General features: G+C 63.0%; 26 protein-coding genes. 18 read left to right on the top strand and 8 right to left on the bottom strand.

The window, feature by feature from the left end; genetic code table 11:
• The first annotated feature begins 167 nt into the window (after positions 1 to 167).
• The 5 genes from DQ397_RS24000 (at position 168) to DQ397_RS23980 (ending at position 5,051) form a co-directional block, all read left to right on the top strand.
• A complete protein-coding gene (locus DQ397_RS24000) occupies positions 168 to 689 on the top strand; it encodes an L-2-amino-thiazoline-4-carboxylic acid hydrolase (protein ID WP_043207015.1) in 522 nt (173 codons plus the stop codon).
• Positions 686 to 1,948 (top strand): hydantoinase/carbamoylase family amidase, encoded by a 1,263-nt coding sequence (locus DQ397_RS23995; RefSeq protein WP_043207016.1) that lies wholly within the window; start codon positions 686 to 688, stop codon positions 1,946 to 1,948. Before DQ397_RS24000 ends, DQ397_RS23995 begins: the two co-directional genes overlap by 4 nt.
• 105 nt (positions 1,949 to 2,053) lie before the next feature.
• Entirely contained in the window at positions 2,054 to 3,151 is a 1,098-nt protein-coding gene (locus tag DQ397_RS23990; RefSeq protein WP_043207019.1) for a PLP-dependent cysteine synthase family protein, read from the top strand.
• Between the two features lie 44 nt (positions 3,152 to 3,195).
• Positions 3,196 to 3,576 carry a RidA family protein gene (locus tag DQ397_RS23985; protein WP_043207021.1) on the top strand — a complete coding sequence of 127 codons (381 nt, stop codon included), beginning with the start codon at positions 3,196 to 3,198 and terminating at the stop codon, positions 3,574 to 3,576.
• Between the two features lie 149 nt (positions 3,577 to 3,725).
• On the top strand, positions 3,726 to 5,051 hold the full coding sequence (locus tag DQ397_RS23980) for an MFS transporter (protein WP_052352377.1): 1,326 nt from the start codon (positions 3,726 to 3,728) through the stop codon (positions 5,049 to 5,051).
• 64 nt (positions 5,052 to 5,115) lie between these two features.
• On the opposite strand, the gene DQ397_RS23975 is transcribed toward DQ397_RS23980, so the two are convergent.
• Complete coding sequence (locus DQ397_RS23975) at positions 5,116 to 5,316, bottom strand: DUF1289 domain-containing protein (RefSeq protein WP_043207024.1); 201 nt, start codon at positions 5,314 to 5,316, stop codon at positions 5,116 to 5,118.
• A gap of 124 nt (positions 5,317 to 5,440) precedes the next feature.
• On the opposite strand from DQ397_RS23975, the gene DQ397_RS23970 reads away from it, so the two are divergent.
• The 3 genes from DQ397_RS23970 to DQ397_RS23960 all read left to right on the top strand — a co-directional run bounded on the left by DQ397_RS23970 (position 5,441) and on the right by DQ397_RS23960 (position 8,579).
• Positions 5,441 to 5,827, top strand: a complete 387-nt coding sequence (locus tag DQ397_RS23970) for a hypothetical protein (protein WP_148921642.1) — start codon at positions 5,441 to 5,443, stop codon at positions 5,825 to 5,827.
• A gap of 58 nt (positions 5,828 to 5,885) precedes the next feature.
• On the top strand, positions 5,886 to 6,446 hold the full coding sequence (locus tag DQ397_RS23965) for an AAA family ATPase (RefSeq protein ID WP_052352379.1): 561 nt from the start codon (positions 5,886 to 5,888) through the stop codon (positions 6,444 to 6,446).
• A gap of 750 nt (positions 6,447 to 7,196) precedes the next feature.
• The gene (locus DQ397_RS23960; RefSeq protein ID WP_043207028.1) at positions 7,197 to 8,579 is read left to right on the top strand and encodes an APC family permease; all 1,383 of its coding nucleotides are present in this window, start codon (positions 7,197 to 7,199) and stop codon (positions 8,577 to 8,579) included.
• A 169-nt stretch (positions 8,580 to 8,748) separates the two neighbouring features.
• Here the strand turns inward: DQ397_RS23960 and DQ397_RS23955 are convergent, their stop codons facing one another.
• On the bottom strand, positions 8,749 to 8,922 hold the full coding sequence (locus DQ397_RS23955; RefSeq protein ID WP_102081520.1) for a DUF2986 domain-containing protein: 174 nt from the start codon (positions 8,920 to 8,922) through the stop codon (positions 8,749 to 8,751).
• Positions 8,923 to 9,063: 141 nt separating this feature from the next.
• Between DQ397_RS23955 and DQ397_RS23950 the strand changes: the two genes are divergently transcribed.
• Both DQ397_RS23950 and DQ397_RS23945 read left to right on the top strand, forming a co-directional pair.
• A complete protein-coding gene (locus DQ397_RS23950) occupies positions 9,064 to 10,122 on the top strand; it encodes a sterol desaturase family protein (protein ID WP_052352381.1) in 1,059 nt (352 codons plus the stop codon).
• Positions 10,123 to 10,181: 59 nt separating this feature from the next.
• A complete protein-coding gene (locus tag DQ397_RS23945; protein WP_052352383.1) occupies positions 10,182 to 12,746 on the top strand; it encodes an excinuclease ABC subunit UvrA in 2,565 nt (854 codons plus the stop codon).
• Positions 12,747 to 12,763: 17 nt separating this feature from the next.
• Here the strand turns inward: DQ397_RS23945 and DQ397_RS23940 are convergent, their stop codons facing one another.
• Positions 12,764 to 13,693, bottom strand: a complete 930-nt coding sequence (locus DQ397_RS23940; protein ID WP_043207034.1) for a malate dehydrogenase — start codon at positions 13,691 to 13,693, stop codon at positions 12,764 to 12,766.
• Between the two features lie 280 nt (positions 13,694 to 13,973).
• Here DQ397_RS23940 and DQ397_RS23935 point away from each other — a divergent pair, with 280 nt between their 5' ends.
• The gene (locus DQ397_RS23935; protein WP_043207036.1) at positions 13,974 to 14,420 is read left to right on the top strand and encodes a MaoC family dehydratase; all 447 of its coding nucleotides are present in this window, start codon (positions 13,974 to 13,976) and stop codon (positions 14,418 to 14,420) included.
• 14 nt (positions 14,421 to 14,434) lie between these two features.
• Here DQ397_RS23935 and DQ397_RS23930 read toward each other — a convergent pair whose 3' ends face one another.
• Entirely contained in the window at positions 14,435 to 14,851 is a 417-nt protein-coding gene (locus tag DQ397_RS23930) for a tetratricopeptide repeat protein (RefSeq protein ID WP_238556594.1), read from the bottom strand.
• A gap of 401 nt (positions 14,852 to 15,252) precedes the next feature.
• Between DQ397_RS23930 and DQ397_RS24600 the strand changes: the two genes are divergently transcribed.
• The 3 genes from DQ397_RS24600 to lapD all read left to right on the top strand — a co-directional run bounded on the left by DQ397_RS24600 (position 15,253) and on the right by lapD (position 18,202).
• Positions 15,253 to 15,423: a hypothetical protein gene (locus DQ397_RS24600; protein ID WP_167358089.1), complete on the top strand. Its 171-nt coding sequence runs from the start codon at positions 15,253 to 15,255 to the stop codon at positions 15,421 to 15,423.
• A gap of 145 nt (positions 15,424 to 15,568) precedes the next feature.
• Complete coding sequence (gene lapG / locus DQ397_RS23925; protein ID WP_148921641.1) at positions 15,569 to 16,246, top strand: cysteine protease LapG; 678 nt, start codon at positions 15,569 to 15,571, stop codon at positions 16,244 to 16,246.
• 9 nt (positions 16,247 to 16,255) lie between these two features.
• Complete coding sequence (lapD, locus tag DQ397_RS23920; protein WP_043207042.1) at positions 16,256 to 18,202, top strand: cyclic di-GMP receptor LapD; 1,947 nt, start codon at positions 16,256 to 16,258, stop codon at positions 18,200 to 18,202.
• A 27-nt stretch (positions 18,203 to 18,229) separates the two neighbouring features.
• On the opposite strand, the gene DQ397_RS23915 is transcribed toward lapD, so the two are convergent.
• On the bottom strand, positions 18,230 to 18,571 hold the full coding sequence (locus DQ397_RS23915; protein ID WP_043207044.1) for a hypothetical protein: 342 nt from the start codon (positions 18,569 to 18,571) through the stop codon (positions 18,230 to 18,232).
• A gap of 225 nt (positions 18,572 to 18,796) precedes the next feature.
• Here DQ397_RS23915 and DQ397_RS23910 point away from each other — a divergent pair, with 225 nt between their 5' ends.
• Together DQ397_RS23910 and DQ397_RS23905 are read left to right on the top strand one after the other, a co-directional pair.
• Positions 18,797 to 19,516 carry an EthD domain-containing protein gene (locus DQ397_RS23910; protein WP_043207045.1) on the top strand — a complete coding sequence of 240 codons (720 nt, stop codon included), beginning with the start codon at positions 18,797 to 18,799 and terminating at the stop codon, positions 19,514 to 19,516.
• Entirely contained in the window at positions 19,513 to 20,268 is a 756-nt protein-coding gene (locus tag DQ397_RS23905) for an SDR family NAD(P)-dependent oxidoreductase (protein WP_043207048.1), read from the top strand. The genes DQ397_RS23910 and DQ397_RS23905 overlap by 4 nt, the downstream gene beginning before the upstream one ends.
• 59 nt (positions 20,269 to 20,327) lie before the next feature.
• On the opposite strand, the gene DQ397_RS23900 is transcribed toward DQ397_RS23905, so the two are convergent.
• From DQ397_RS23900 to DQ397_RS23890, 3 genes are read right to left on the bottom strand one after another with little or no spacing between them, the layout of a single operon-like run.
• Complete coding sequence (locus DQ397_RS23900) at positions 20,328 to 21,134, bottom strand: DUF3618 domain-containing protein (protein ID WP_043207051.1); 807 nt, start codon at positions 21,132 to 21,134, stop codon at positions 20,328 to 20,330.
• Positions 21,131 to 21,559: a phage holin family protein gene (locus DQ397_RS23895; RefSeq protein ID WP_043207053.1), complete on the bottom strand. Its 429-nt coding sequence runs from the start codon at positions 21,557 to 21,559 to the stop codon at positions 21,131 to 21,133. Before DQ397_RS23895 ends, DQ397_RS23900 begins: the two co-directional genes overlap by 4 nt.
• Positions 21,559 to 22,215: a hypothetical protein gene (locus tag DQ397_RS23890; RefSeq protein ID WP_232095183.1), complete on the bottom strand. Its 657-nt coding sequence runs from the start codon at positions 22,213 to 22,215 to the stop codon at positions 21,559 to 21,561. The genes DQ397_RS23895 and DQ397_RS23890 overlap by 1 nt, the downstream gene beginning before the upstream one ends.
• 227 nt (positions 22,216 to 22,442) lie before the next feature.
• On the opposite strand from DQ397_RS23890, the gene DQ397_RS23885 reads away from it, so the two are divergent.
• Both DQ397_RS23885 and DQ397_RS23880 read left to right on the top strand, forming a co-directional pair.
• Positions 22,443 to 23,201 (top strand): gamma-glutamyl-gamma-aminobutyrate hydrolase family protein, encoded by a 759-nt coding sequence (locus DQ397_RS23885; RefSeq protein ID WP_043207055.1) that lies wholly within the window; start codon positions 22,443 to 22,445, stop codon positions 23,199 to 23,201.
• Between the two features lie 25 nt (positions 23,202 to 23,226).
• Positions 23,227 to 24,084 (top strand): MBL fold metallo-hydrolase, encoded by an 858-nt coding sequence (locus tag DQ397_RS23880; RefSeq protein WP_043207057.1) that lies wholly within the window; start codon positions 23,227 to 23,229, stop codon positions 24,082 to 24,084.
• Positions 24,085 to 24,181 lie beyond the last annotated feature (97 nt).

Raw genomic sequence — 24,181 nt, 5'->3', positions numbered from 1 at the left:
CGGAGTGTTTCCTCTACAGGCTTGAGGCCGTTGGGCGCAGGCTCGATCGCGCCTGATTTATTGCAAATCGCGATCAAACTATCAGATAAATCCGTTACCAGCCAATAAGTGCTGCTGGGTATAGTGCCGACACATACCCATAAGAACTCCAGCAAAGGAGAAGCAGCATGAGTGACAAGCCAGGTGACCGTCCGGCATCCGCCACCGACGGCGAGATCGGCATCCTTGCCCGGCGCCGTATCGAAGCCGGTGTCATCGCACCGATCTACCAGGAACTCTGCGCCCGCCTGGGCGAGGACATGGCCCAATCGATCATCGATGCCGCGATCCGCAAGGCCGCCGTCGAGGCCGGCCAGGCCTTCGCCGCCAAGACCCCGGGTGGCACCAGCCTGCGCACCTTCCAGGAGCTACAGTCGCTGTGGACCCAGGACGATGCGCTGATCATCGCCGTCGACACGGCCACCGACGAGCACTTCAACTACACCGTCCACCGCTGCCGCTACGCCGAGATGTACCGGGAAATGGGCCTGGGCCACATCGGGCACCTGCTGTCGTGCAACCGCGACTACATGTTCCCGCAAGGCTACGACCCGAACATCGAACTCGAACGTACCCAGACCTTGATGGAAGGCGCGCCCTGCTGCGACTTCAAATACCGCTACGTGAAAAAACAGGACGGCCAGCAATGAGCGTATCGACCAGCAAGGCGCGCAAAGTGCTCATCCAGCAAGACCGTCTCTGGGCGGACTTGATGTCGACCGCCAGGTTCGGCGCCTTGGGCGAAACCGGCATGCGTCGCCTGGCCCTCAGCGAGGAGGACCGTCAGGTTCGGGACTGGTTCGTGGCCGCGTGCCGTGCCCTGGGCTGCACGATCGACATCGACCGGATCGGCAATATCTTCGCGACCTACCCAGGCCGCGACCCAAACCTGGCCCCCATTTCCATGGGCAGCCATTTGGACACGCAGCCTGCCGGTGGCCGCTTCGACGGCATCCTCGGGGTGCTGGCCGGTGTCGAGCTGTTGCGCGCATTGCAGGATGCCGGGATGCGCCCTGCCCATCCGATCACCGTCATTGTCTGGACCAACGAAGAGGGTTCTCGCTTTGCCCCGGCCATGATGGGCTCGGGCGTTTATTGCGGCGCCCATTCGCTGGAAACCGTTGCTGCGACCTGCGACAAGTCCGGTGTTTCAGTGGCACAGGCCCTGGACGCCATCGGTTATGCCGGTGATCGTGAGCCTGGCTTCCTGCCGTTTGCCGCCTACCTGGAACTGCATATCGAGCAAGGGCCGGTACTGGAAGCGCAGAACGTGGAGATCGGTGTCGTCGAAGCGGTACAGGGGGTCTGCTGGCTGGACATCAAAGTGCCCGGCGTCGAAGCCCATGCCGGTGGCCGTCCCATGACGATGCGCGAGGATGCCCTGGTCGCGGCCTCCAAGATCGTGTTGGCGGTCGAGGCCATGGCAGCCCGCCATAGCCCTGGCGTGGGCACGGTCGGCTACATCAGTGCCGGGCCCAATTCACGCAATGTCATACCGGGCTCGGTGTCGCTGGAGGTGGACCTGCGCCACCCCACCGATACAGGGCTCACGGCCCTGGAAACCGAACTGACCGCCGAAATCCGGCGCATCTCCCCCGAGGCGCAGGTGCGCAGGGTATGGCTCAAACCACCGGTCAGGTTCGACGCACGCATCGTCGATGTCGTGGCCGCCTGCACCGAGGCCCTGGGCTTTTCGGCACGACGCATGGTCTCCGGCGCCGGGCACGACGCTGCGCACGTGGCCGGCCTGGCTCCGAGCGCAATGATCTTCATTCCGTCGTACCTAGGGCTCTCGCACAACGTGCGCGAATACTCCTCACCCGAGCAATGCGCCAAGGGCGCCACGGTACTGCTCGATGCGGTGCTTGACCTGGACGAGCGCCTGTCGGCCGACGCCTCCAGCAACTGACGCACTGCCCCACGGCAATTGATTGCACCCCGGACGGCCCTCGAGGCTGTCCGCGCAGGGTCGTGGGCGCAATTCATAACGATCGGCATAACTTGGAACATTGATATGGGCACTGATACCACGCAATCCGTAGCGATCGATTGGTCACGCAACGCGGTCAGGTTGTTGGAGGGCGACGGTCATCGCTCGGCCGACACCCATCTGATCAAGCCGACCTTCCCAGGCCTGGGCAAGCTCTCGGTCTACCTCAAGGACGAGAGTACCCATCCCACCGGCAGCCTGAAGCACCGGTTGGCCCGCTCGCTGTTTCTCTATGGGATCTGCAACGGGCGAATCAACCAGGGCACCACCTTGGTGGAAGCCTCCTCCGGTTCCACGGCCGTGTCGGAAGCCTACTTCGCCAACCTGCTGGGCTTGCCATTCATTGCCGTGATGCCCAGAAGCACCAGCGAAGCGAAGATCGGCGCCATCCGGCGTTTCGGTGGGGTCTGCGAATTCGTCGATCACCCCGGCGAGGTCTATCGCGTGGCCGCCGAGATCGCGGCACAAAAAGGCGGCTACTACCTGGACCAGTTCACCTATGCCGAACGGGCGACCGACTGGCGCGGCAACAACAACATCGCACAAAGCATATTCAACCAGATGGAGTGCGAGGAGCAGTCGTGCCCAGCGTGGGTGGTGATGAGCGCCGGCACCGGCGGCACCTCGGCCACCCTCGGCCGCTACATCCGTTATCGCGGTTTCGACACCCGCCTGTGCGTCGTGGACGTGGAGCACTCCGCCTTCTGCCAAGCCTGGCAGACCGGGGATCTGTCAACGACCTGTGCACACCCTTCGCGGATCGAAGGCATCGGTCGCCCGCGTGTGGAGCCGTCGTTCATTCCGGGCGTGATCGACCGCATGTTCAAGGTGCCGGACGCCGCCTCGATCGCCGCCGCCCATGTGCTGTCGGAGCGTCTGTTCCGCCGCGTCGGCGGCTCGACCGGCACGAACTTCTTCGGACTGCTGTGCATTGCCAGCGAAATGAAACGCCGTGGCGAAGAGGGCTCGCTGGTGACCTTGATCTGCGACAGCGGCGATCGCTACGCAGATACCTATTTCAACGCCCAATGGCTGGCGTGCAACAACCTCGACATCGCGCCCTGGTACGCGCGCATCGAAGCCTTCCTGGACGGCGCGACGGATCACTTGAGCACCGACTGATCGCACTACAGCAACGCACCTTTCCCACGACAACGGATATCGACATGATCACCCAGGTTTCCAGCACCCACGCCCCGCTTGCCATAGGCCCTTACTCCCAGGCCATCCGGATCGGCAACTTGTTGTTCGTTTCGGGCCAGTTGCCCATCGTGCCGGCCACCGGCGAGTTCTGTTCCGATGACGTCGTCGCGCAGACGCGCCAGTGCCTGGAGAACATTGCCGCCATCGCGCACGAGGCCGGCACCTCCTTGAAGTACACGGTCAAGACGACGCTGCTGGTCACCGACCTGAGTGCGTTCGCCTTGGTCAATGGGGCCTATGCCGAGTTCTTCTCAGCGCCTTGCCCAGCGCGCGCCTGTTATGAGGTCAAGGCCTTGCCCAAAGGCGCCCAGGTCGAGATCGAGGCGGTGATCGCCCTTCCCTAGTCCCACTGCCGGGGCCTGAGGTCTTTGCTTCCGACGGCCCCGGTATCGCACCGCCACATAGACCCAGCACGCGTCATGCAGGCGCCCGCCACGGCGGGGGGACCGTCTGCGCACATCAATAATTACAACGAGAGATTGCGGAGGCTTTTATGGGTATGCCAATCGCTTCGAGTCCACGCGAAGCAAGCAGCACGTCCGGTCAACGTTTGCTGGATGAGGCGCGCCTGATGCCCATCCATGTCATCGCCGCGCTCGCCTGTCTGGGCGGCGCTGCGCTGGATGGCTACATCCTGGGAATCGTCGGCCCTGCGCTGGCGCTGGCCAAGAACGAACTGCTGCTGACCGCCACGAGCCAAGGCCTGATTGCCTGCAGTGCGTTGATCGGTGTATTCATCGGCGGTCTGGTGTTCGGCAACTTCGCCGACCGTTACGGACGTCGACCAGTGTTCTCCTGGAACCTGGCGGCGTTCATTGTCCTGTCGGTGTGCCAGTTCTTCGTGCAGGACATCTGGCAACTGGTGGTCATCCGCTTGCTTCTAGGGCTGGCAATCGGCGTCGAGTACGCCGTCGGCTCCACGGTCCTGGCCGAGTTTTCCCGACGCAAGAACCGCGGGGCCTTGCTTGGCTGCTTCACCATCGCCTGGCAAATCGGCTTTACCGCCGCCTTCATCATCGGCGCCTTCTACGACGGTGATAACTGGCGAATGCTGTTGGGTTCGAGTGTGATTCCAGCGGTCATCATCTACCTGCTTCGCCTGCTGCTGCCGGAAACACCAATGTGGCTCAAGGCACAGGGACGGGACGCCGAGGCCCGGGCCATCGTCGATCGGCACTTCGGCGCCGAGTACGCGATTCCCGATGTCGATGTCAGCCCCAAGGGCGCCTCGCTGGGCGAGCTGTTCAAGCGCGACACCTGGAAACACACCTTGTTCTCCGGCCTGTTCTGGTTCTGTCAGGTCGGCCCCTTCTTCGCCATCTTCACCTTCATGGTGCCGGTGCTGGAAACGCTGGGGCTGCAAGGCGATCACCGGGTCGACCTGTCGCTGAACGCCATTCAGATCGCCGGGGTGGTCTTTGGGGTGTTCCTGGTGCATTGGATGAGCCGTCGCGGATTCGTCATCTGGACCTTCGTCGCGGTACTGGCGATCTTCTTGGCACTGGGTCTGTTCGCCCATGCGCCGACCTGGGTCGTCGTAGGCTTGTTCGCGACGTACATGTTCATCGGGCCTGCGATCAACAACATTCAGTTCGTCTATCCGCCTGAGATTTTCGACACCCATGTCCGTGCGACCGGGATCGGCTTCTCGGCGGCTTTCTCGCGGATATCGGCAGCAGGCGTGACCTACCTGCTGCCCTCGTTGCTGCAGGCGTTCGGCTTCTCGGCGACCTTGATCATGATGGCGCTCTTCCCGCTGCTGGGCCTGCTGGTGACGGTGGCCTGGGCGCCGGAGACCAAAGGCAAGGCGTTGCGATAAAGGCTCAAGTGCGCTGGCGATACCCTTGGGGCTGCCCTGAGCAGCCCTCAAGGGTATTCACCGGTCAGTCACGCGCCTGACGCTTGGCGCCCTTCTTGACGATGGCCTTCAACCGCGTCGCCGCACGCTGCACCGTCGCCATCTTCTCCGGCCGCTTCATGCCGCGCCATTTGCGGATCTCTTCGCGGGTTCTGCCACAGCTCACGCACAGCTCGCCATTGAGCTGGCAAAGCGAGACGCAGGGGTTGTCGATGTCTTTGGCCATGGGCTGCTCCGAAAGCGGGCGCGCATGATACTGCAAACACGCCGGCATTCGGTGTTCCCACCAAGGCACTTTTAAGACTCAACTTATTGGCCGCCTGGCCCTGTCATGGTCCCATCGTGAATCGATGACCCATCACCGTGACAGGCTCTGGATCCTGATGGAAAAGTACTTTGGCATTGCGCTTTGCAGCCTGTCTTCGGTGTTCAGCGGATTCACCGTTGCCTCGCCAGCGAACGTCACGCCCGAGCAGGAGCAGCAAATCGCTCGGGTGAGCGATCTCGCCCACCAACTGGCTGATGAGCTTGAGCAAAGGAAGGTACTTGTGGATGCACTGAACCACTTGGAGCAACAGGTGGCGAACCTGTTCACGGCCAACCAGCAGCTCTCGGATCGACAGACCGCGCTCGTGGATGCCCAGGCGAAAAGCGCGGCCATCAGCCACTTGAACGATGAGGCCTCGAACGATGCGCGCACCAGTTATGCCGTGGGCGCCTGGCCCTTCTCGCCTTGACAGCACCCACAAAATCCGCAAAATCGCCGCCCCTCATTTGGCGACTGGAAGTCTTCCCATGCAACGGATTGTGATACTCGGTAACGCCGGCAGCGGCAAATCGACATTGGCCCGGGCGCTGGGCAAACGCCTCGGCGCTTGCGTCGTGCACCTGGATACGTTGTTCTGGGAACCAAACTGGGAAGAACCCGACGCCGAACAGTTTCGCGAACGGGTACGCCATGCCGTTGCCGCGCCCGCCTGGGTCTGTGAAGGCAACTATGCACGGCGCACCTTCGACCTGCGCCTGCCCCAAGCCGACCTGGTCATCTGGCTTGATACCCCGCGACTCACCTGCCTCGCCCGGGTGATCGTTCGCAGCCTGCTGGACAGGCCCCGGGCCGACCGGCCGGTTGGCTGCAAGGAACGCCTGGACAAAGCGTTTCTAGAGTTCTTGAAATTCGTCTGGCAGTTCGATAGCAGCTACCGCGCAGAGATTGAAGCCATCCGCCTGACTGTGGCGCCGCAGGTTCCAACCGTGCATCTGTGCGGCAAGACGCAGATCGACCGCTTCTTGGAAAGGTTCGATGACACGACCCTGCAGAGAGCGATGGAGCCAACGCGACACGATCGTCCCTAGTGTGCTTGCAGGGCTCAGGTTCGGCGCATTTGCCGTGCAATTGATAGTCGCTGCGGTGTGGCGCTGGGCCCTGATCAATCTGTATCTCCTGTGACCGTATCTGCCCAGCGCCAGCTCACACAAAAGGGTGATGGTGGCCACCGCACAGCCATGGAAAAATAGCCAAGCACGGACGATATGAAGAATTGACACTCCAGGGGTGGAGTGACAGGCCATGAGAGGTGGATCCAAACCGTCTGAAGCTTGAGTCCTGGTTGGACAACGGACTCGTTCAATCCCCAAGTCGAAAACAGGATCGTCGTTGGGCCAACAGGGATTGTCTTGTCATGCTTTCTTGATCAAGGCATTTAGTGGTCATCGAGCAATATTGCCGCTGTTGTCATTCGAAATCCGATATCCGTTCGATGGCAATATAAATGCCTTGAAAGTACTAAGTAGTTACACCTACTTAATGAACTACAGGAATTGACCTGCGTTGTTACGGCTCTTCTCGTTCCGAAGGCCCGGTTTTATATCGCTGCCATGGCCTGGCGCCATTCGAGCCCGCAGGCCGCCCCACTCATGCCGTAAAACGCTTGTGAAGCTGCAAGTTTCAACGTAGCGACTCTTGGACGTGCTGAATGCGTTATTTCAACGCAGGTCATCACGTGCCCGCACCGAGGTTTTTACAAAGAGAACAAACGTACCCCCAAAGTCAAGATCGACTCAAATACCGCCAGTGCCTTGCCTCTGAACTTTCAGGAGTCAGTAATGAATATAACAACAAATGCGGCCGATACCTCCTCCCACCATTCACCGTTGCAAAGCACCTCATCAAGTCGTTTCCGCCAGTCCATGAGCCTGACCGCCCTAGTGCTGTTCGGTTTAGCCTACATGGTGCCGCTGGCGGTATTCACCACTTACGGACTGGTCACCCAAATGACCCAAGGGCATCTGCCCACCGCCTACATACTGACGCTCGTCGCCATGCTGTTCACCGCCTACAGCTATGGACGAATGGTCCAGGCCCACCCCTATTCCGGCTCGGTGTACACCTACACCCGCAAGGCCTTCGGCACCTACTTCGGCTTCATGGCCGGATGGACCCTACTGCTTGACTACATCTTCCTGCCGCTGCTGAGCTATCTGTTGATCGGCATCTACATGTCCGAATACTTCCCCGAAGTCCCCGCGTGGGTATGGGCGCTCGGCTCCATCGCTCTGGTGACTTTCCTCAACCTGATCGGCATCGAGTCCATCACCCGTGTCAACTGGGTGCTGATCGTTGCCCAGTTGGTGTTCATCGTGGTCTTCATCGCGCTGTCGATCAGTCACCTGAACCAGCAAGCGGGGCCTGTTTCGCTGCTGGCGCCCTTCCACCATGAAGGCTTCAGCGTGCCGCTGATCATGACCGGCGCAGCCGTACTTTGCTTGTCGTTCCTGGGCTTCGACGCGGTGTCGACCATGGCCGAGGAAACCCCCAACCCACAACGTCGCATCCCCCAGGCGATCATGGCGGTGACAATGATCGGTGGCCTGCTGTTTCTGGTGGTGTCCTGGTGTGCCCAGATGGTGTTTCCAGAGTGGAGCACTTTCCACGACCCCGACTCCGCATCGGTGGACGTCATGCGCCGGGTGGGCGGTGAACTGCTGGTGAGCGCCTTCACGGCCACCTACGTGGCAGGTTGCTTCGCCTCGGCGATGGTGTCCCAGGCGAGCGTGTCACGGGTGCTGTTCGCCATGGGCCGGGACGGCGTGCTGCCGCGCGCATTTGGCCAGTTGGTGTCCAAGAAGCGGGTGCCGGCCACAGCCATCATGGTGGTCAGCCTTCTGTCGCTGATCGCGCTGTTCATCACCCTTGATACCGTCGCCAACATGATCAGCTTCGGTGCACTGTTCGCCTTCTCGGCGGTGAACCTGGCGGTGGTCAAGCACTACTTGGTCGGCCAGAAGTTGCGTGGCCTGCGCAACTACCTGTTGTACGGCATGCTTCCGGGGCTGGGGTTCCTGAGCACGATCTGGCTGTGGACCAGCCTGTCGAGCATGTCGTTCATGATTGGCCTGGGCTGGATGGGGCTTGGATTCATTTGCCTGCTGGGGGTCACCCGGGCGTTTCGTGTCAAGCTGCCGGAACTGCAAATCGCGGCTGATTGATTCGGCAGACATGGAGGCACAGGGGCTATGGATGCCCCTTTGCCTCCAGGAGGCGTGCCTTTCGAACAGGTACAGCCACAAGGAAGTACACTGCGTCGCCTTGAACACCTGGCTCGCCATCAGCAGCGGTCGGTGGCGCCGCTGCGAAGATAGGAAGCGCCGGCGGTGATCAATGCGCGCCTTGCTCGATCTCTGCGCTTGATTCACTCGCCGTCTGCGCGGCTAGCTTCTCCCGCTCGGCCTTGCTGATGTACTTGGGCTTGTTGCTGCGCGGTGCGAGCTTGGCGCTGGCTTTCTTGGCATGGGCCTTGAGCAACTGCTTGATTTTTTTCTGACGGTTCATGATTCACTCTGGCGGGATCGCGTTGCGCTTATCATACCGTGGCGTAGCGCCCACAAACCCACGGTTGATGCTTCATATAAAGACGCTTAAGTAAATCAATCTGATTTACAATGCCGTTTCTTTCGCCGAGGCCGCCGTTTCGTGGATGCACTGTCGCTTGCCTTCGAACATCTGACCGAGTGGGTGATCGCGCCCGTCACCGAGCAGTTTCTCGGCATATTCAACCTGAACGGCCGTTTCGGGGTCCTGTTCCTTTGCATCTCCTATGGCGTCGCCTATGGCCTGTTCCGCTTCAGAAAGCATCACGGCCTGACCGACGCCCCTTCGTTCTGGCAGTTCATCGGCGCTGGCCGAGTACACCTGCATCCCTCGGCGCTGCTGGATTACCGCTACTACTTCGTGCGAGCCGTCCTCAAAGTCGCGCTGGTGCTGCCTATCGTCAACTGGGTCGATCCCTACATCCTGCATTCAGGCGACTACCAGGCCTTTTTCGTCAATCTCTGGGGCGAACGCCCGCGCGTGGGTGAAAACCTCGGGCTCTCACTGCTGTACGGGTTGGGGGTGTTCCTGGTCAAAGACTTCATTCATTACTGGGCGCATCGGGCGTTTCATTCCCGCTGGCTCTGGGCTTTTCACAAGGTTCATCATTCAGCGCCCGTGCTGGTACCCGTGACGGCAAGCCGGGTGCACTTCGTGGAAAAGATCGTCGAAAAACTGAGCACCAGCCTATTCATCGGCCTGTACGCCGGTTGCTTCTGGTACGCCTGCGGCGGCGAAATCAGCCGCTACACCTTGTTCGGGGTGACCTACCTGGTGTTCATCTTCAATGGCCTGGCGGCCAACCTTCGCCATAGCCATGTCTGGCTGTCGTTCGGTCCGAGGCTTGAGCATGTATTGAACAGTCCGGCCCAGCACCAGATCCACCACAGTGACGCCCCGCGCCATTTCAACCGCAACTTCGGCACTAACCTGTCCCTCTGGGACTGGATGTTCGGCACGCTCTATGTCACCACCTCAACGCCTGAAGACATCCGCTTCGGCACCGCAGAACAAGACCAGCAGCGTTACCTGACGCTGTACAGCCTGGTGGTCACGCCCTTTATAGAGACAGCCCGCAAGCTTCTGGCAAAGGACAAGGGCACGCCAGAGTACATGCACACCAGACTCCACACCCAACGCCCTCAAGACACCCAGGGGTAGGCGCCGAGGCCCGACAACGGCTACCGTAACCCTTTTGCCAGCCGCCGAGCCGCCGCCCCATGACACGCACCCCCTCCCCGACCGACCGTGCCCACCTCGAGACCGAAGATGGCTATGTGGTGGTGCGCGGCGCGCGCGAACACAACCTCAAGGATGTGGATGTCGCCATCCCCCGCGATGCGCTGGTGGTGTTTTCCGGCGTTTCCGGCTCCGGCAAGTCATCGCTGGCCTTCGGCACTCTGTATGCCGAAGCGCAGCGCCGCTACTTCGAATCCGTAGCGCCTTACGCCCGGCGACTGATCGACCAGGTGGGCGTGCCGGATGTCGACGCGATCGATGGATTGCCCCCGGCTGTGGCGCTGCAACAACAACGCGGTGCGAGCAATGCCCGTTCCTCGGTCGGCAGCGTGACCAACCTGTCCAGCCTGGTGCGCATGTTGTACTCGCGCGCTGGCACCTACCCCAGCGGCCAGCCGATGCTGTATGCCGAAGACTTCTCGGCCAATACACCGCAAGGGGCCTGCCCGGCGTGCCATGGCCTGGGGCACGTCTATGAGGTGAGCGAGGCGAGCCTGGTCCCCGACCCGACCTTGAGCATCCGCGACCGGGCCATCGCCGCCTGGCCACCGGCCTGGCATGGGCAGAACCTGCGCGACATCCTGGTCACCCTGGGCTATGACGTCGACAGGCCCTGGAAAGACCTGCCGCAGGCAGACCGCGACTGGATCCTGTTCACCGAAGAAGCGCCCACCGTGCCGGTCTATGCGGGCCTCACGCCGGCCGAAACCCGCACCGCCCTCAAGCGCAAACTCGAGCCCAGCTACATGGGGACGTTCACCGGTGCCCGGCGTTACGTACTGCACACATTCGCCAACACTCAGAGCGCGCTGATGCGCAAGCGTGTGTCGCGCTTCATGGAGGGTCGCCCCTGCCCAGCGTGCGACGGCAAGCGTCTGAAGCCAGAGGCATTGTCAGTGACGTTCTGCGGGGTGGACATCGGCACCCTGGCCCAGATGCCGCTGGACCAGGTCGTGGCCTTGCTCGAACCGGTCAGCCGAGGCCAAGTCTCTGCCCAGGACACCCGCTCGAGCGAAAAACAACTGGCCGCGCAGCGCCTGGCCGAAGGGGTGTTGGCGCGCCTGCGCACGCTGCAGCAGCTGGGCCTTGGCTACCTCACCCTGGAACGCGCCACACCGACACTGTCGACCGGCGAGCTTCAGCGACTGCGCCTGGCCACGCAACTGAGCGCCCTGCTGTTCGGCGTGGTCTATGTGCTCGACGAGCCTTCAGCCGGCCTGCACCCTTCCGACAGCCAGGCGCTTTACGACGCCCTCGACCGCCTGCGCGACGCCGGCAACTCGGTGTTCGTGGTCGAGCATGATCTGGAACTGATGCGCCGCGCCCAATGGCTGGTGGATGTCGGTCCCGATGCCGGTGAGCGCGGCGGCCGCGTGCTCTACAGCGGTGCCCCGGCGGGCCTGCGCGAAGTGGCCGAATCGCACACCGCCCGCTACCTGTTCGACCAACTGCCCGCCCCCAGCACTCGCGCCCGCACACCCACCGGCTGGCTGGAGCTGAAGGCCATCCGACGTCATAACCTGCACGGCGTGGACGCACGCGTGCCGCTGGGTGTGCTCACGGCGGTGACCGGCATCTCCGGCTCCGGCAAGTCGAGCCTGATCGCCCAGGCATTGCCCGAGTTGATGCTGCTGCACCTGGGGCACGAACCTGAGGAGCAAGACAGCGAAGCCAGCACCGAAGGCCCGACGATCATCGAGCGCACCGGCGGTCACCTGGGCGGCGATGTACAGGCCGTGCAACGGGTCGTGCAGGTGGACCAGAAGCCGATCGGTCGCACGCCTCGCTCCAACCTGGCGACCTATACCGGGCTGTTCGACCCTGTGCGCAAACTGTTCGCCGCGACCGACGAAGCCCGCGAGCGCCGCTATGACGCGGGGCGTTTCTCGTTCAACGTGGCCAAGGGGCGTTGCGACACCTGTGAAGGCGAAGGCTTCGTCAGCGTCGAGCTGCTGTTCATGCCCAGCGTCTATGCCCCCTGCCCCACCTGTCACGGCGCCCGCTACAACGCGGACACCCTTGCGGTGCAATGGAATGGCCGCAACATCGCCGACGTGCTGCGCATGACCGTGGAAGAAGCCTGCGATTTCTTCGTCGACGAGCAAGCGGTATCGCGCTCGCTGCAGGTGCTGCGCGAGATCGGCCTGGGTTACCTGCGCCTGGGCCAGCCGGCCACCGAGCTGTCCGGCGGCGAGGCGCAGCGCATCAAGCTGGCCACCGAGCTGCAGCGCAGCCAGCGAGGGCGCACGCTGTACGTGCTCGACGAGCCGACCACCGGCCTGCATGTGGCCGATGCCGACCGGCTGATGGCGCAGTTGCAACAGCTGGTCGATGCCGGCAACAGCGTGGTGATGATCGAGCACGACATGCGCATGGTGGCCCAGGCCGACTGGGTGATCGACATTGGACCCGGGGCAGGCCAGGCCGGTGGCCTGGTCGTCGCGACCGGCACCGCCGCCGAGGTTGCCCAGGTTCAGGGCAGCCGCACCGCGCCCTATCTCGCGCAGGCGTTGGCCCGCGGCACGCCTGAGGGGCGCTGCGGCTGAACCCGCGCCCTACAGGCTCACAGCGCTTTCATTTCGCCGATGTCACGCGCCACCTGGTCGGCTGAGTGGTCGAACATCGATTGCTCCTGCGCATCCAGGGGCAGTTCCACGACCCGCGTCAGCCCTTGCTCTCCCAGCACGCAAGGCACCCCCATGGCTATATCCCGGCGCCCGTACTCGCCCTCGAGGATCGCGACCGCAGGCAGTATGCGGTTTCGACCGTTGGCGATCGCATCCACCATCTGGGCGATTGCCACGCCCGGTGCATCGCATGCGCTCCCCACCTTCTTCAGGCCCAGGATTTCGCCGCCTCCCTGACGGGTACGCTGCACGATCCGCTCGATCTGCTCAGAGGTCAAAAAGTGCGAAAGCGGTACAGAGCCGACCGTGCAGTAGCGCATCAACGGCACCATGCTGTCGCCATGGCCTCCGAGCACCAGCGCCGCGATATCCCGGGCAGAAAAGCCTGTCTGTTCGGCAATGAAGCACTTCATCCGCGCGGTATCCAGCACCCCGGCCTGCCCGAACACCTTGTCGCGGCCCAGCTCACTGAGGCTCCAGGCCCGGTAAGTGAGCACATCGACCGGGTTCGACACCACCAGTACGATCGCCGACGGGGCATGCCGATTGATGTCCCGCATGATGCCGTCGAGTATCGGCAGGTTGATGCTCAGTACATCCTGGCGCGACTGGCCCGGCTTGCGCGGCACGCCCGCGGTGATCACCACCAACTCGGAATCCTGCAGCAACTGAGCATCGCCCCCTCCGTAGACCCGGGTATCGGAACCGGACTCGACGGCTGCCTGCCAGACATCCAGTGCCTTGCCCTGCGCCATGTCCCCTTGCACATCGATCAACGTCAGCTCACGGCAGAACTCCTCCCGGGCGATGATTTGCGCCGCCGCCTCACCCACCATTCCGGCACCCACAATGGACAATTTGTTCACTTCACACCTCCTCGCGGCCCGCGCCACCAGCCAGACGCCGCCGATACCAGCAGTATCGGCCCTGGCGAAGGCCTCGCAGTGCTTTCACGACGCAAGGCCGCCTGGGGTGTTGTCGATAGCGAGAGTGGACTTCGAGTCAGGTCAAGGTTTCGCTTGGCGCTTTCCAGCGCCGCGACCTCTGGCTACAAGTGTCGGCCGACTTGAACAAGGCCCCACGATCGCGTTTGATGAGCCGAGCGCAGCGTGCCGCTCCCGGCCTCTGCCCCGTGAGGAGCCTGACATGACCGACCCGATCTATCTGGAGGACCTGGCCGTAGGTGATACCTTCACCAGCGGTGAGCATTGCCTGGATGTTGAACAGATCATTCGCTTTGCCCGTGAGTACGATCCGCAGCCGTTTCACCTGGACGAAAGCCTTGCCAAGGACACGTTCTTCGAAGGGTTGGCCGCCAGCGGCTGGCAGACCAGTGCGCTGACCATGAAGCTGTTGGTGAGCAGCCTGCCTCTGGCCCGCGGCGTGATCGGTGCCACTGCCGAGGTTTCCTGGCCGCAGCCCACCCGAGCAGGCGACCGGCTGCGTGTGCAGAGCACCATCGTGAGCATCACGCCCTCGCGCACGCGCCGCGACCGCGGCATGGTGGTGGTCGAATGCATCACGTCCAACCAGCGGGGCGAAACCTTGCAGCGCATGACGAGCAAGGTGCTGTGCTTTGCCCGTGAGGCCTAGGCGCCCTGCCGGGGTCAGTAGCGGATGAGTTGTTCGGCGGTGATCATGCCGCTGGCATCGCCGCCGGCCCGCTCGGAGTCCTTGATCGCCGCAGGCATTGCACCTGAGCGCTGAGCGTTGCGGGCCGCCGTTATCAGCTGAAGATTGCGAGCGTACAGCGCACGATTGGCGCCGACACGAAGGTTGGAGCGGGCCGCCAGCGTCTCGGCCTGCTGGTATTGCCCCTGCTGCAGGCGCAACACACCCAGGTAATGCAAGGTGGCGGGATTGTTCGGCTGTATGTGCAGCGCGCGTTCCAATGTCGCCGCCGCCTGGTCCAGATGACCTTCTGCATATTGCTGCGAGGCGGCTTCGATCAACGCGGTGGAGGCGTTGTTGCTACGGGCTTGAGTGGCACGGCCGCCAGCCAGGGCACACTGGGATACGATCACCGTCAGACACAGGCATAAAGCCAACCATACAGGCGTGCTTGGCATCGGAAACGAACTCGACAAGACCGGGTGGACTGCCACACGATGGGCAGGTTTGCAGCCGTCCAGGTTGGCTGGGCCCTTGTTCGGAAGGCAAGGGATGCTATCGACCGGGCCCACCGCTTGAAGTTCCGCGTCGCCCGGCCTGATCCGCCGCTTTCGCCTCCCCCAAGGCTGGCCTCGGTCGGGATGAGGTTTCCAGCCCTGCAACGGCCAGCGGCCATCAGGGCCGAGCACGCGGACAGGACCAATCGGCCAATTCCGATGGAAAGCCTGCCGTCTGCCAAAAACCAGGCTGCATCCTGGGATCCAAAGGCGTTATGGTTAGCACCATCCCCACGTCAATTGCCATGGAGGCAGTCATGACCACCCTCTTTCGCGCCAGCCTGCTGCTGTTGATCGTCGGCATGATCCTGGGCGACATCGTGCTCGCCAGCGTTGGCTTGTGCGGTGTGTGTGGCATTGCCGTGCATGGCACGATCCAGCAGGATGCCCGGGCAGAGCCGCCCGCCGAATCGGATTTCATTGCATAGCTGGCGCATGGCCATAGCTGGGCGCCTATCATCTACACTGCTCGTTGTCGCCGGGCAGTGACGTGCCCTGCGCTTTTCCCGGACGACAGCACCACGGTTGTCAAGGATCGGTACTCAATAGGCCTTAGCAGTGGCGAAACCCAGGATGCTCGAAACCGTCGTGTGGCGCCTCGGCCTCGCCGTCCTGTTGGCGCTTGTGCTGCTGGGCAGCCTACGCGCCGATTGGGATTTCTCGCAGATCAGCCGACGGGCCCAGGCCCTCTATGGCCCTCTGGGCCCAGGCCAGGCGCGCATCGATGCCTGGCAGCAGCTGCTTGCCACCCAGCAACAAGGCAGCGAGCTGGAACGGCTGCGGCAGGTCAATCTCTTCTTCAACCAGCAGTTGCGCTACGTCGAAGATATCGACCTGTGGCGCGACATCGATTACTGGGCCACACCGATCCAGTCACTGATCAAGGGCGCAGGCGATTGCGAGGACTACGCTATCGCCAAGTACTTCAGCCTGCGGCGCATGGGCATCCCCAGCGAGAAACTACGCATCACCTACGTCAAGGCCCTGCGCCAGAATCGGGCGCACATGGTCCTGACCTATTATTCGACCCCACAGGCCCAGCCGCTGGTGCTCGACAGCCTGATGGACGCGATCAAGCCGGCGGACGAGCGCACCGACCTGTTGCCGGTCTACGCCTTCAACGGTGAGGGTCTCTGGCTGACCGGCGCCTCGGGGAACAAGAAAGTCGGCGATACCAAACGGCTGTCGCGCTGGCAGGACGTGCTGAAAAAGATGCAGGCCGAAGGCTTCCCGGCCGAACCGGTCTACTAAGGAGCGCAGATGTCACTGTTCAAACAATTGCTGTTCGCCATTTGCCTGTTCCTGGTGGTTGCCTTCACCGGCAGCTTCATGGTCAGCCTGGAAAGCTCGCGTAGCCAGTACGTGAACCAGCTGCGCTCGCATGCCCAGGACGGTGCCACTGCATTGGCCCTGTCGCTGACGCCGAACATCGACGATCCAGCCATGGTCGAGCTGATGGTGAGCTCGCTGTTCGACAGCGGGTACTACGCCAGCATCAAGGTCATCGACCTGGCGTCCAACGCCGTGCTCGTGGAGCGCCACGCCGAACCCGACAGCAACGGCGTGCCCGCCTGGTTCATTCGCCTGGCGGGATTGCAGGCCGCCGGCGCGGACGCCATCGTCAGCCGCGGCTGGCAGCAGGCGGCACGGGTCGAGGTGGTCAGCCACCCGATGTTCGCCCTGGCCAAGCTCTGGCAAGGCGCCTTGGGCAGCCTGGGCTGGCTGCTGCTGTGCGGGGCCTTGAGCGCCGTGTTGGGCGCCTTGCTGCTGCGCCGCCAATTGCGCCCGCTCGATTACATGGTTGCCCAGTCCCATGCCATCGCCCGCCGGGAATTCCTCAGCCTTCCGGATCTTCCCCGCACGCCCGAACTGCGCCGCGTAGTCCAAGCCATGAACCAGATGGTCGAGAAGCTCAAGGCGCTGTTCCACGAACAGGCCGAGCGCAGCGAGCAGCTGCGTGCCGAATCGTATCAGGACAGCCTCACTGGCCTGGCCAACCGGCGTTACTTCCAGATGCAGCTCAACGACCAAGTCAGCAACGTCGAGGACGCCCGGGCTGGCTACCTGCTGCTGCTGCGCATTCAGGACCTGGCCGGCCTCAACGCGCGCCTGGGCGGGCAACGTACCGATCAGTTGATCCAGGCGGTGGCCGAACAGCTACGCCGCGCTTGCGCCTCCCATCCCCAGACCCGCGACCTGATCGCGCGCAGCCGTGGCGGCGAATTCGCCGTGCTGGCGCCTGGCCTGGACTCCGAGCAAGCCGTACACCTGGCCCAGGCATTGGAGCAGGCCTTGCACAGCCTGCACCAGACCGAGGCCAGCGATGTCAGCCCGGTGGCCCGCATGGGCCTTGCCCCCTATACGCCAGGCGATCAGCCCGACGCACTGCTCAAGCTGGCCGATGAAGCCCTGGCGCGCGCCGAGCACCAGGGAGCACCGAGCTGGGTGTGCCTGGAACGCAGCGCCGCGACACAGGCACCCGACAGTCAGAATGCCTGGCACTCGCGGCTCGACCGGGCCCTGGACCGGGGGCTGTTCGAGCTGTTCTTCCAGCCGGTGGTCGATTGCCAGGTGCCGAGCCGGATCCTGCATTACAAGGTCATTTCCCGTCTGCACGATGATCAGGGCGAGCCGTTGGCGGCGGGTCGCTTCCTGCCGTGGCTCGAGCGTTTCGGTTGGATGCCGCGCCTGGACCTGTTGATGCTGGAGAAGGTCCTCAGGCATCTGGAAGGCCACGATGCCTCCCTGGCACTGAACCTCTCGGCCGCCACCCTGGCCGATGACGGCGCGATGCGCCAGGTCTACGAACAGCTCGGCCATCATCGCGCATTGGCCGCACGCTTGACCCTGGAAATCGGCGAAGAGCAACTGCCCCGGCAGGCCTCGCTCGAGCACTTGACCCGACGCCTGCGCGAGTTGGGCGTTGGCCTGGCGCTGCAGCGCTTCGGCGGGCGCTTCAGCATGATCGGTAACCTGGAAAACCTGGGACTTGCCTACTTGAAGATCGATGGTAGCTACATTCGCCACATCGATCAGGAGCAGCATAAACGCCTGTTCATCGAAGCCATTCAACGGGCAGCGCACAGCATCGACCTGCCGCTGATTGCCGAGCGGGTCGAGTCCGAAGGGGAATCGAACGTTCTGCGCGAAATGGGCGTGCAAGGGATGCAAGGGCGGCGGGTGGGCGAGCCTGCACCCTGGCGCTGACGTCAGCGCTGCCGCCCCCGGACGGGGTCAGATCAGACCACCGCCCTCGTCTTCCTCGATCAGGTTGTTCAGGCTGCCGAGCGCCTTGCGCGCCGAAGAGCGGTTGAGCAGTTTGGACTGAGCATCCGGCGGCAGGTCGGTGATGCTGATCACGCCCTTGGTGGTCAGCACGTCGATCAGGTCTTCGAGCACACGGATCATGTCCAAGTCACTCTGCTTGAGCTGGCGAAGGCTGTTTTCCACCACATCGTCCGCGAACCAGGCCTGGATTTCGCCATGGTCGGCGGGGAGTATTTCGGTGTAGTCGGCGTAAGGAGCGGCTTCGACCCGCAACAGTTGGCCTGCGGCATCGCGTTGCACGTAATACATGGTATCGACCCTCGTGACGTGTTGGTTTCGCCTTGTCTGGCCGTTGCGCGAATACATTTCATACAGCCCCTCGCTACGCAGCATAGGCAAAGATCGCCCGGCAACAAGTAAGACGAGCCTGCTCATCGGCGCGGGATAGTCCGTTTGGAGGATTCCTCTGCAGCGACGGCGATCAACCATGGTCACGGTCATCTCTCAACCATGCCTTGTGTCAAGGAGCGCTCCGTGCAGAAAGTCATCTACCTGCTTTGGCAACCCGAGCACGACACGTTCGATTCGTTCTCCCAGCAATTGAGCGGCCCCCTCGCCGACCGCCTGCACACCCTCGGCGCCCGGCACCTGCAGCTGAACCTGGCCGACGCCGACGTGAGCGCCGCCAACGGCTTGCGCCAGACACAGGCAGGCCCCCTGCCCCAGGCCGTACTGAGCTTCTGGCTGGACAGCGCCGTCGGCGAATTCCGCCGCCCATTCGACGAGGCCTTGCAGGCGATCTGTTCGCGCATTGCGGGGTACCTGGTCTGCGAGTCGGTGCCCATCCGCAACACGCGATTCCCCGCCAGCCCCGGCCAGCGCACCCACGGCTTCTCGCAACTGGCCTTCCTGCAACGGCCGACGCGCTTGAGCCACGAGGCCTGGCTCGAGATCTGGCAAAATCACCACACACGGATAGCCATCGATACCCAGGACAACTTCCAGTACGTGCAAAACCTGGTGGTGCAGGTGCTCACCCCTGGCGCCACCGCGTTGGCGGCCATCGTCGAGGAATGCTTCCCGCCGGCAGCCATGGACGATCCGCAGGCGTTCTTCGATGCGCCGGGCGATGAGGCGAAGTTCCAGCACAACCTGGCGCTGATGATGGACAGCTGCCAGCGCTTCATCGATTTCGACCAGCTGGGCGTACTGCCCACCAGTCAATACCCCCTGTCTCTGGAATTTCTCGCATGAACCGTCTTACCGGCAAGACAGCCTTGGTCACCGGCGGGGGTCAGGGCGTAGGCCAAGGCATTGCCCTGGCGTTGTGCGCCGAGGGCGCGCGGGTGGCCGTCGCAGGACGCACACTGGCCCCCTTGGAAGCGACCTGCGCGCAAATCCGCGCGCGCGGTGGCGAGGCACTGGCGGTGGTCTGCGACGTCACCCAGGCGCAGGCCATCGAGCAGTGCGTGGCCCAGGTGCTGGAAGCGTTCGGCACGATCGACATCCTGGTCAACAACGCCCAGATCGTACCCCTGGGCCGATTGCTGGAGGTCAGCGACGAGGCCTTCGCCCAAGGCATGGACTCAGGCCCCCTGGCCACCCTGCGCTTGATGCGTGCATGCCACCCGTATCTGCGGGGCGGCGGCGTGGTGGTCAACCTGGCCTCCTCTGCCGCAATGCGCTGGGACGCCTGCGGCTATGGTGCCTATGCGGCGGCCAAGGAAGCCATCCGCTGCCTCAGCCGCGCAGCCGCATGCGAATGGGGGCCTGATGGCATACGCGTCAACGTGATCGCGCCCCACGCCTTGTCTCCAGGGCTCGAAGGTTGGATGCAAGCCCACCCGCAAGAAGCCGAAGCGTTCCTGCAGGGCATTCCGCTGCGCAGGGTCGGGGATTGCGAAAACGACATCGGCCGGACGGTCGCGTGGTTGGCCAGCGACGAAGCAGGCTATCTGACCGGCGCCACGCTGCCGCTCGATGGCGGCCAGGCGTTCTGGGGTTAAGCATGCAGTAGCGCCAGCCTCCTGGGACGCTCCGGAGGCTGGCGGCCATTACCGGCAGATCAAGGTGGAAAACCCAACCCTGCGGAGAGATCGGCCCCCTTGGCATCACGCGCCGTGCCAGGCGCCTGCTGCCCCGAGGTATCGTCGACGGCGTGTTTCACCGAGGCCTTGAGCCCCTCGCCCTTGGCCTTGAGCGCGTCGGTGACCCGATCGCTGCTGGGCCCCATGAGCCGATCCTCCTGACGCGTGCCGGGCAGCGCAGCGCCCAGCGCCGCCCCCAGCAGTACGCCCAGCGCTGCCAGCACCAGCGGCTGCTCTTTGAGCAGGTGGTCCATCTGGCCCTTCAGGGCGGTGGCCTGGTCGCCTATCTGATGTGCCCGGCTGCCCAAGGATTGGGCAGATTCGCTCACCGAGGCGCGTGCGCCCTGGCCGAGCTCGCTGGCGCGGTCCCTCGCATCGTGGGCTTTGCTGCGCACCTTGTGGCTGGCATCGTGCACCGTCTGTGCGGCTTGGGCGAATGCACCTTTCACGGAATCGACCGCATCGCCCAGTTTGTCACCCAGCCCAGGCCCTGTGGATGCAGGGCCTGGATTGAAGGGCCGGTGCTGGTTAAGGCCCAGCCAAGCCAGGCCCAGGACCGTCAGGGTCGCAGGTACCGGGTTGTTCTTGAGGGTGGTGCCCAGGTTGTGCAGGAACTCGCCACCATTGCCTTTGCCATAGGCAAGCAGCCTGTCGACCAGTTGCCCAGGGCTCAGTCGTTGCTCCAGTGCATCGACCAGTTCGTTGATGTGCTCGCGCTTGGCGTTGATTTCCTGCTCGAGCAAGTCGGGGTCTTTTTGTGCGTCGCGTTCGAAGGTGCTGGTCATGGCAGTTTCCTCTTCAAGGTGTCCTTGTCCTGCTCCATGGCATGCAACGTACGGTCAGGTCTGAGGTGCGAAGGCTCGAACTGCTTCTTGCCCGATTGCACCATGATCAAGCCGACGATGACGGTGACGGCACCCACGATCAGCGCAGCCAGCCACGGCTCCAGCACCATCGCCAGGGCATAGACCGCCGCCAGCAGGAGGATGACAAAACCTGCCAGCAACACGATCGCGCCGGTCGCTACGGCCGCCGTGCCGGCCTTGAGCGTGGCCAGGTTCTGTTGCAGTTCGGCCTTGGCCAGTGCCAGCTCCTTGGCGAACAGTTCCGGAACTTCGCGCATCAATTGGCGCAGCAGGCCCGTCACGCCCACGGGATCGTCGACCGTCGAATGTGCAGTTGGGGTGTGTTGCAAAGGGTCCTTGTTCATCACTCGCCTCCTTTGAGTGGATCGCGATCCAGTGGGCTGTCACTCACCGGCCTTCCGGCGCCGAGCCCCACAGGGTCGACGGGGGTGTAGGGTTTGTGGGTGGACACATCGCTCGCCCGATCGGGCACGGCTGGTAGGGTGTGATCGGGCTCAGGGCGCGCGTGCGTCGTAGGTTGAGGGGGTTCGGCGGTTGCGTGGCGGTTGCTGGCACTGGCGAAACGCGACAAGGCAAATCCCACCGCCACGCTGCCTGCGAGAAAGAGCGCAGGATTGTCCCGCGCCAGCTGTGCACCTCGCTGTAGCAGGCTTTCGGCACTTTCATGACGAACCTGCTCGGCGAAGCTGCCGATGCAGGCGGCCGCCTCGTTCAGATAGTGGGAAAGCCCTAGGCTGTCATGGCCCTCAAGCTCCGAAGCCGCCGAACGCGCGCCTTCCTTGAGAGCGTCGAGCTGCTCCGCCGCACGGTCGCGGTATTGCTCGTACTGGTGGGTACCTTGGGTTTTCGCATCATCGAGCAAAGCTCCGGCTTCATCGGCAATGGCGTGGAGGTGATCCTGTGTACTGCCCGGCCTGGAGGTGGCGCTGGGGTCGTTTTTTTCCATCATGACGTCCTCGAAGTTGACGATTGGGTGAATGCCGGAACTTGCGACATTCATTCGAGGGACGTGGGCGCAACACAGGGAGTTCAGTCCAAGCGATCGGCAACGGTTCGCCGGGGTGCCAATGGCTCGTGCACGATCCATTAGGGCCGTGCTTTAGCGCGCACCTGCCTGCGCCGATTTCCCAAACCGCCTGCATACGCAGTTTGAACGTTCGGGACAGGGCGGCATCCTTTGCCAAGACACAGGTTGTTTTTCTCTCGTTAACCAGTAGGCCTGAAGGTATGGCACGTCTTCCTGTAATCGGCATAGTGGCAAGCTCCTGGAAAATCGGCCCCCATGCCGTGCAGATCATGGACGACAAATACGGGCGCGCCGTTGCCTTGGCTGCCAATGGCCTGCCTGTCGTGATTCCTGTGTTCGCCGAGCTTCTGATGCCCCGCGACATCATAGAGCGTGTCGACGGCCTGCTGTTTACCGGGTCGCCCTCGAACATCGAGCCACATCACTACCAAGGTCCTCCCAGCCCACCCGACACCCCGCATGATGCGGCCCGTGACCATCTGGCCCTGCCGCTGTGGCGCGAAGCCGTCGACGCCGGCCTGCCGGTATTGGGCATCTGTCGAGGGTTCCAGGAAATGAACGTCGCCTTCGCCGGCACCCTTGAACAGCGGTTGCCAGAAACCGGCACCGAACATCAACCGCCGAGCAACGAGCCGGTGGAAGACCAATATGCGCGCACACACAACCTGACCGTGTTGCCAGGCGGTGTGCTTTATCGTCTGGGCCTGGCGGGCCGTATCGAAGTCAACTCGGTCCATGGCCAGGGTATCGCCGAGGTGGGCAAAGGCTTGCGTGTCGAGGCCGTCGCTGAGGACGGCCTTGTGGAAGCGCTTTCGGTAGAAGGCAGCCAGAGCTTTGCCCTGGGCGTGCAATGGCATCCTGAGTGGCAGGTCATGTTCAACCCGGATTACCTGGCCATTTTCAAAGTCTTCGGCGACGCCTGTCGACAACGCGCTCAGCAGCGTTGCGCACGCCGTTGAGGGCTCGGGCCACTGGAGGAAGACCATGCACATTCATCACTTGAACTGCGGTTGCATGTGCCCTTGGGGCGGTGCGCTGTTCGACGGCTACAGTCCAGGCCTGACGGCGACCGTGCCGTGCCATTGCCTGTTGGTCGAAACCGAGCGTGACGGGCTGGTACTGGTCGACACGGGTTTTGGCTACAACGATATCCAGCACCCACAGCGCTTGAGCCGCTTCTTTCGGCTGTTCAACAACATCCGCCTCGACCACCGCCTGACAGCCTTGGATCAGATCAGGCGGCTGGGCTTCGATCCGCGGGATGTCAGGCACATCGTGCTGACGCACCTGGATTTCGACCACGCCGGCGGGCTGGAAGACTTCCCTCAGGCCCGGGTACATGTGATGGGCGAGGAAATATCGCATGCCACCCAGGCCGGTGGCTGGATCGGATCACGGCGTTACCGCGCCCGCCAGTGGCAAGCCGTGGCGGATTGGGAGTTCTATCCCGAGCTGGGCGAACAGTGGTTCGGCTTCGATGCCGTGCGCGCGCTGATCGATGTCCAGGACGACATTCTGTTGGTACCCCTGGGCGGCCATACCCATGGCCATGCCGGGATCGCACTGCGCACCGGACAGGGCTGGCTGCTGCATGCCGGCGATGCGTACTTCCACCACCTGGAGGTGCACAGCCCCCAACGTCGCTGCCCGCCAGGCATGCGTCTGTATCAGCGCATGATGGACACCGACCACAAATTGCGCCTGGCCAACCAGCGTCGCCTGCGCGACCTGGTCCTGACCCAGGGGCCGGGACTGGAGGTGTTCTGCAGCCATGACCGATGGGAGATGCAGTATGCCTTGACCAACCAGCAGGAAAAGGATGCCCGGTGTCAGCGGGCCTGACCATCGAGCGTTTGGCCTGAACTTCCTCAGGCTGTCCAGCTTCCTCTACTTAAACCACCACCGGCCCAACAGGCGGTTCCGTTTGCATGTTGGCCTT

This window comes from Pseudomonas sp. CK-NBRI-02, assembly GCF_008124495.1.
Taxonomy (GTDB): domain Bacteria; phylum Pseudomonadota; class Gammaproteobacteria; order Pseudomonadales; family Pseudomonadaceae; genus Aquipseudomonas; species Aquipseudomonas guariconensis.
Note: the sequence above shows the minus strand (reverse complement) of the source record. Positions and strands in the feature narration are given on the sequence as shown.

Coding starts and splice junctions, on each gene's coding strand:
- DQ397_RS23890 (WP_232095183.1), bottom strand. CDS start 22,215: ATGAATGTCGCAAGTTCCGGCATTCACCCAATCGTCAACTTCGAGGAC.
- lapG (WP_148921641.1), top strand. CDS start 15,569: ATGCTCGAAACCGTCGTGTGGCGCCTCGGCCTCGCCGTCCTGTTGGCG.
- DQ397_RS23970 (WP_148921642.1), top strand. CDS start 5,441: ATGACCCATCACCGTGACAGGCTCTGGATCCTGATGGAAAAGTACTTT.
- DQ397_RS23905 (WP_043207048.1), top strand. CDS start 19,513: ATGAACCGTCTTACCGGCAAGACAGCCTTGGTCACCGGCGGGGGTCAG.
- DQ397_RS23965 (WP_052352379.1), top strand. CDS start 5,886: ATGCAACGGATTGTGATACTCGGTAACGCCGGCAGCGGCAAATCGACA.
- DQ397_RS23895 (WP_043207053.1), bottom strand. CDS start 21,559: ATGAACAAGGACCCTTTGCAACACACCCCAACTGCACATTCGACGGTC.
- DQ397_RS23995 (WP_043207016.1), top strand. CDS start 686: ATGAGCGTATCGACCAGCAAGGCGCGCAAAGTGCTCATCCAGCAAGAC.
- DQ397_RS23975 (WP_043207024.1), bottom strand. CDS start 5,316: ATGGCCAAAGACATCGACAACCCCTGCGTCTCGCTTTGCCAGCTCAAT.
- DQ397_RS23955 (WP_102081520.1), bottom strand. CDS start 8,922: ATGAACCGTCAGAAAAAAATCAAGCAGTTGCTCAAGGCCCATGCCAAG.
- DQ397_RS23990 (WP_043207019.1), top strand. CDS start 2,054: ATGGGCACTGATACCACGCAATCCGTAGCGATCGATTGGTCACGCAAC.
- DQ397_RS23915 (WP_043207044.1), bottom strand. CDS start 18,571: ATGTATTACGTGCAACGCGATGCCGCAGGCCAACTGTTGCGGGTCGAA.
- DQ397_RS24000 (WP_043207015.1), top strand. CDS start 168: ATGAGTGACAAGCCAGGTGACCGTCCGGCATCCGCCACCGACGGCGAG.
- DQ397_RS23960 (WP_043207028.1), top strand. CDS start 7,197: ATGAATATAACAACAAATGCGGCCGATACCTCCTCCCACCATTCACCG.
- DQ397_RS24600 (WP_167358089.1), top strand. CDS start 15,253: ATGACCACCCTCTTTCGCGCCAGCCTGCTGCTGTTGATCGTCGGCATG.
- DQ397_RS23980 (WP_052352377.1), top strand. CDS start 3,726: ATGGGTATGCCAATCGCTTCGAGTCCACGCGAAGCAAGCAGCACGTCC.
- DQ397_RS23885 (WP_043207055.1), top strand. CDS start 22,443: ATGGCACGTCTTCCTGTAATCGGCATAGTGGCAAGCTCCTGGAAAATC.
- DQ397_RS23985 (WP_043207021.1), top strand. CDS start 3,196: ATGATCACCCAGGTTTCCAGCACCCACGCCCCGCTTGCCATAGGCCCT.
- DQ397_RS23900 (WP_043207051.1), bottom strand. CDS start 21,134: ATGACCAGCACCTTCGAACGCGACGCACAAAAAGACCCCGACTTGCTC.
- DQ397_RS23945 (WP_052352383.1), top strand. CDS start 10,182: ATGACACGCACCCCCTCCCCGACCGACCGTGCCCACCTCGAGACCGAA.
- DQ397_RS23935 (WP_043207036.1), top strand. CDS start 13,974: ATGACCGACCCGATCTATCTGGAGGACCTGGCCGTAGGTGATACCTTC.
- lapD (WP_043207042.1), top strand. CDS start 16,256: ATGTCACTGTTCAAACAATTGCTGTTCGCCATTTGCCTGTTCCTGGTG.
- DQ397_RS23880 (WP_043207057.1), top strand. CDS start 23,227: ATGCACATTCATCACTTGAACTGCGGTTGCATGTGCCCTTGGGGCGGT.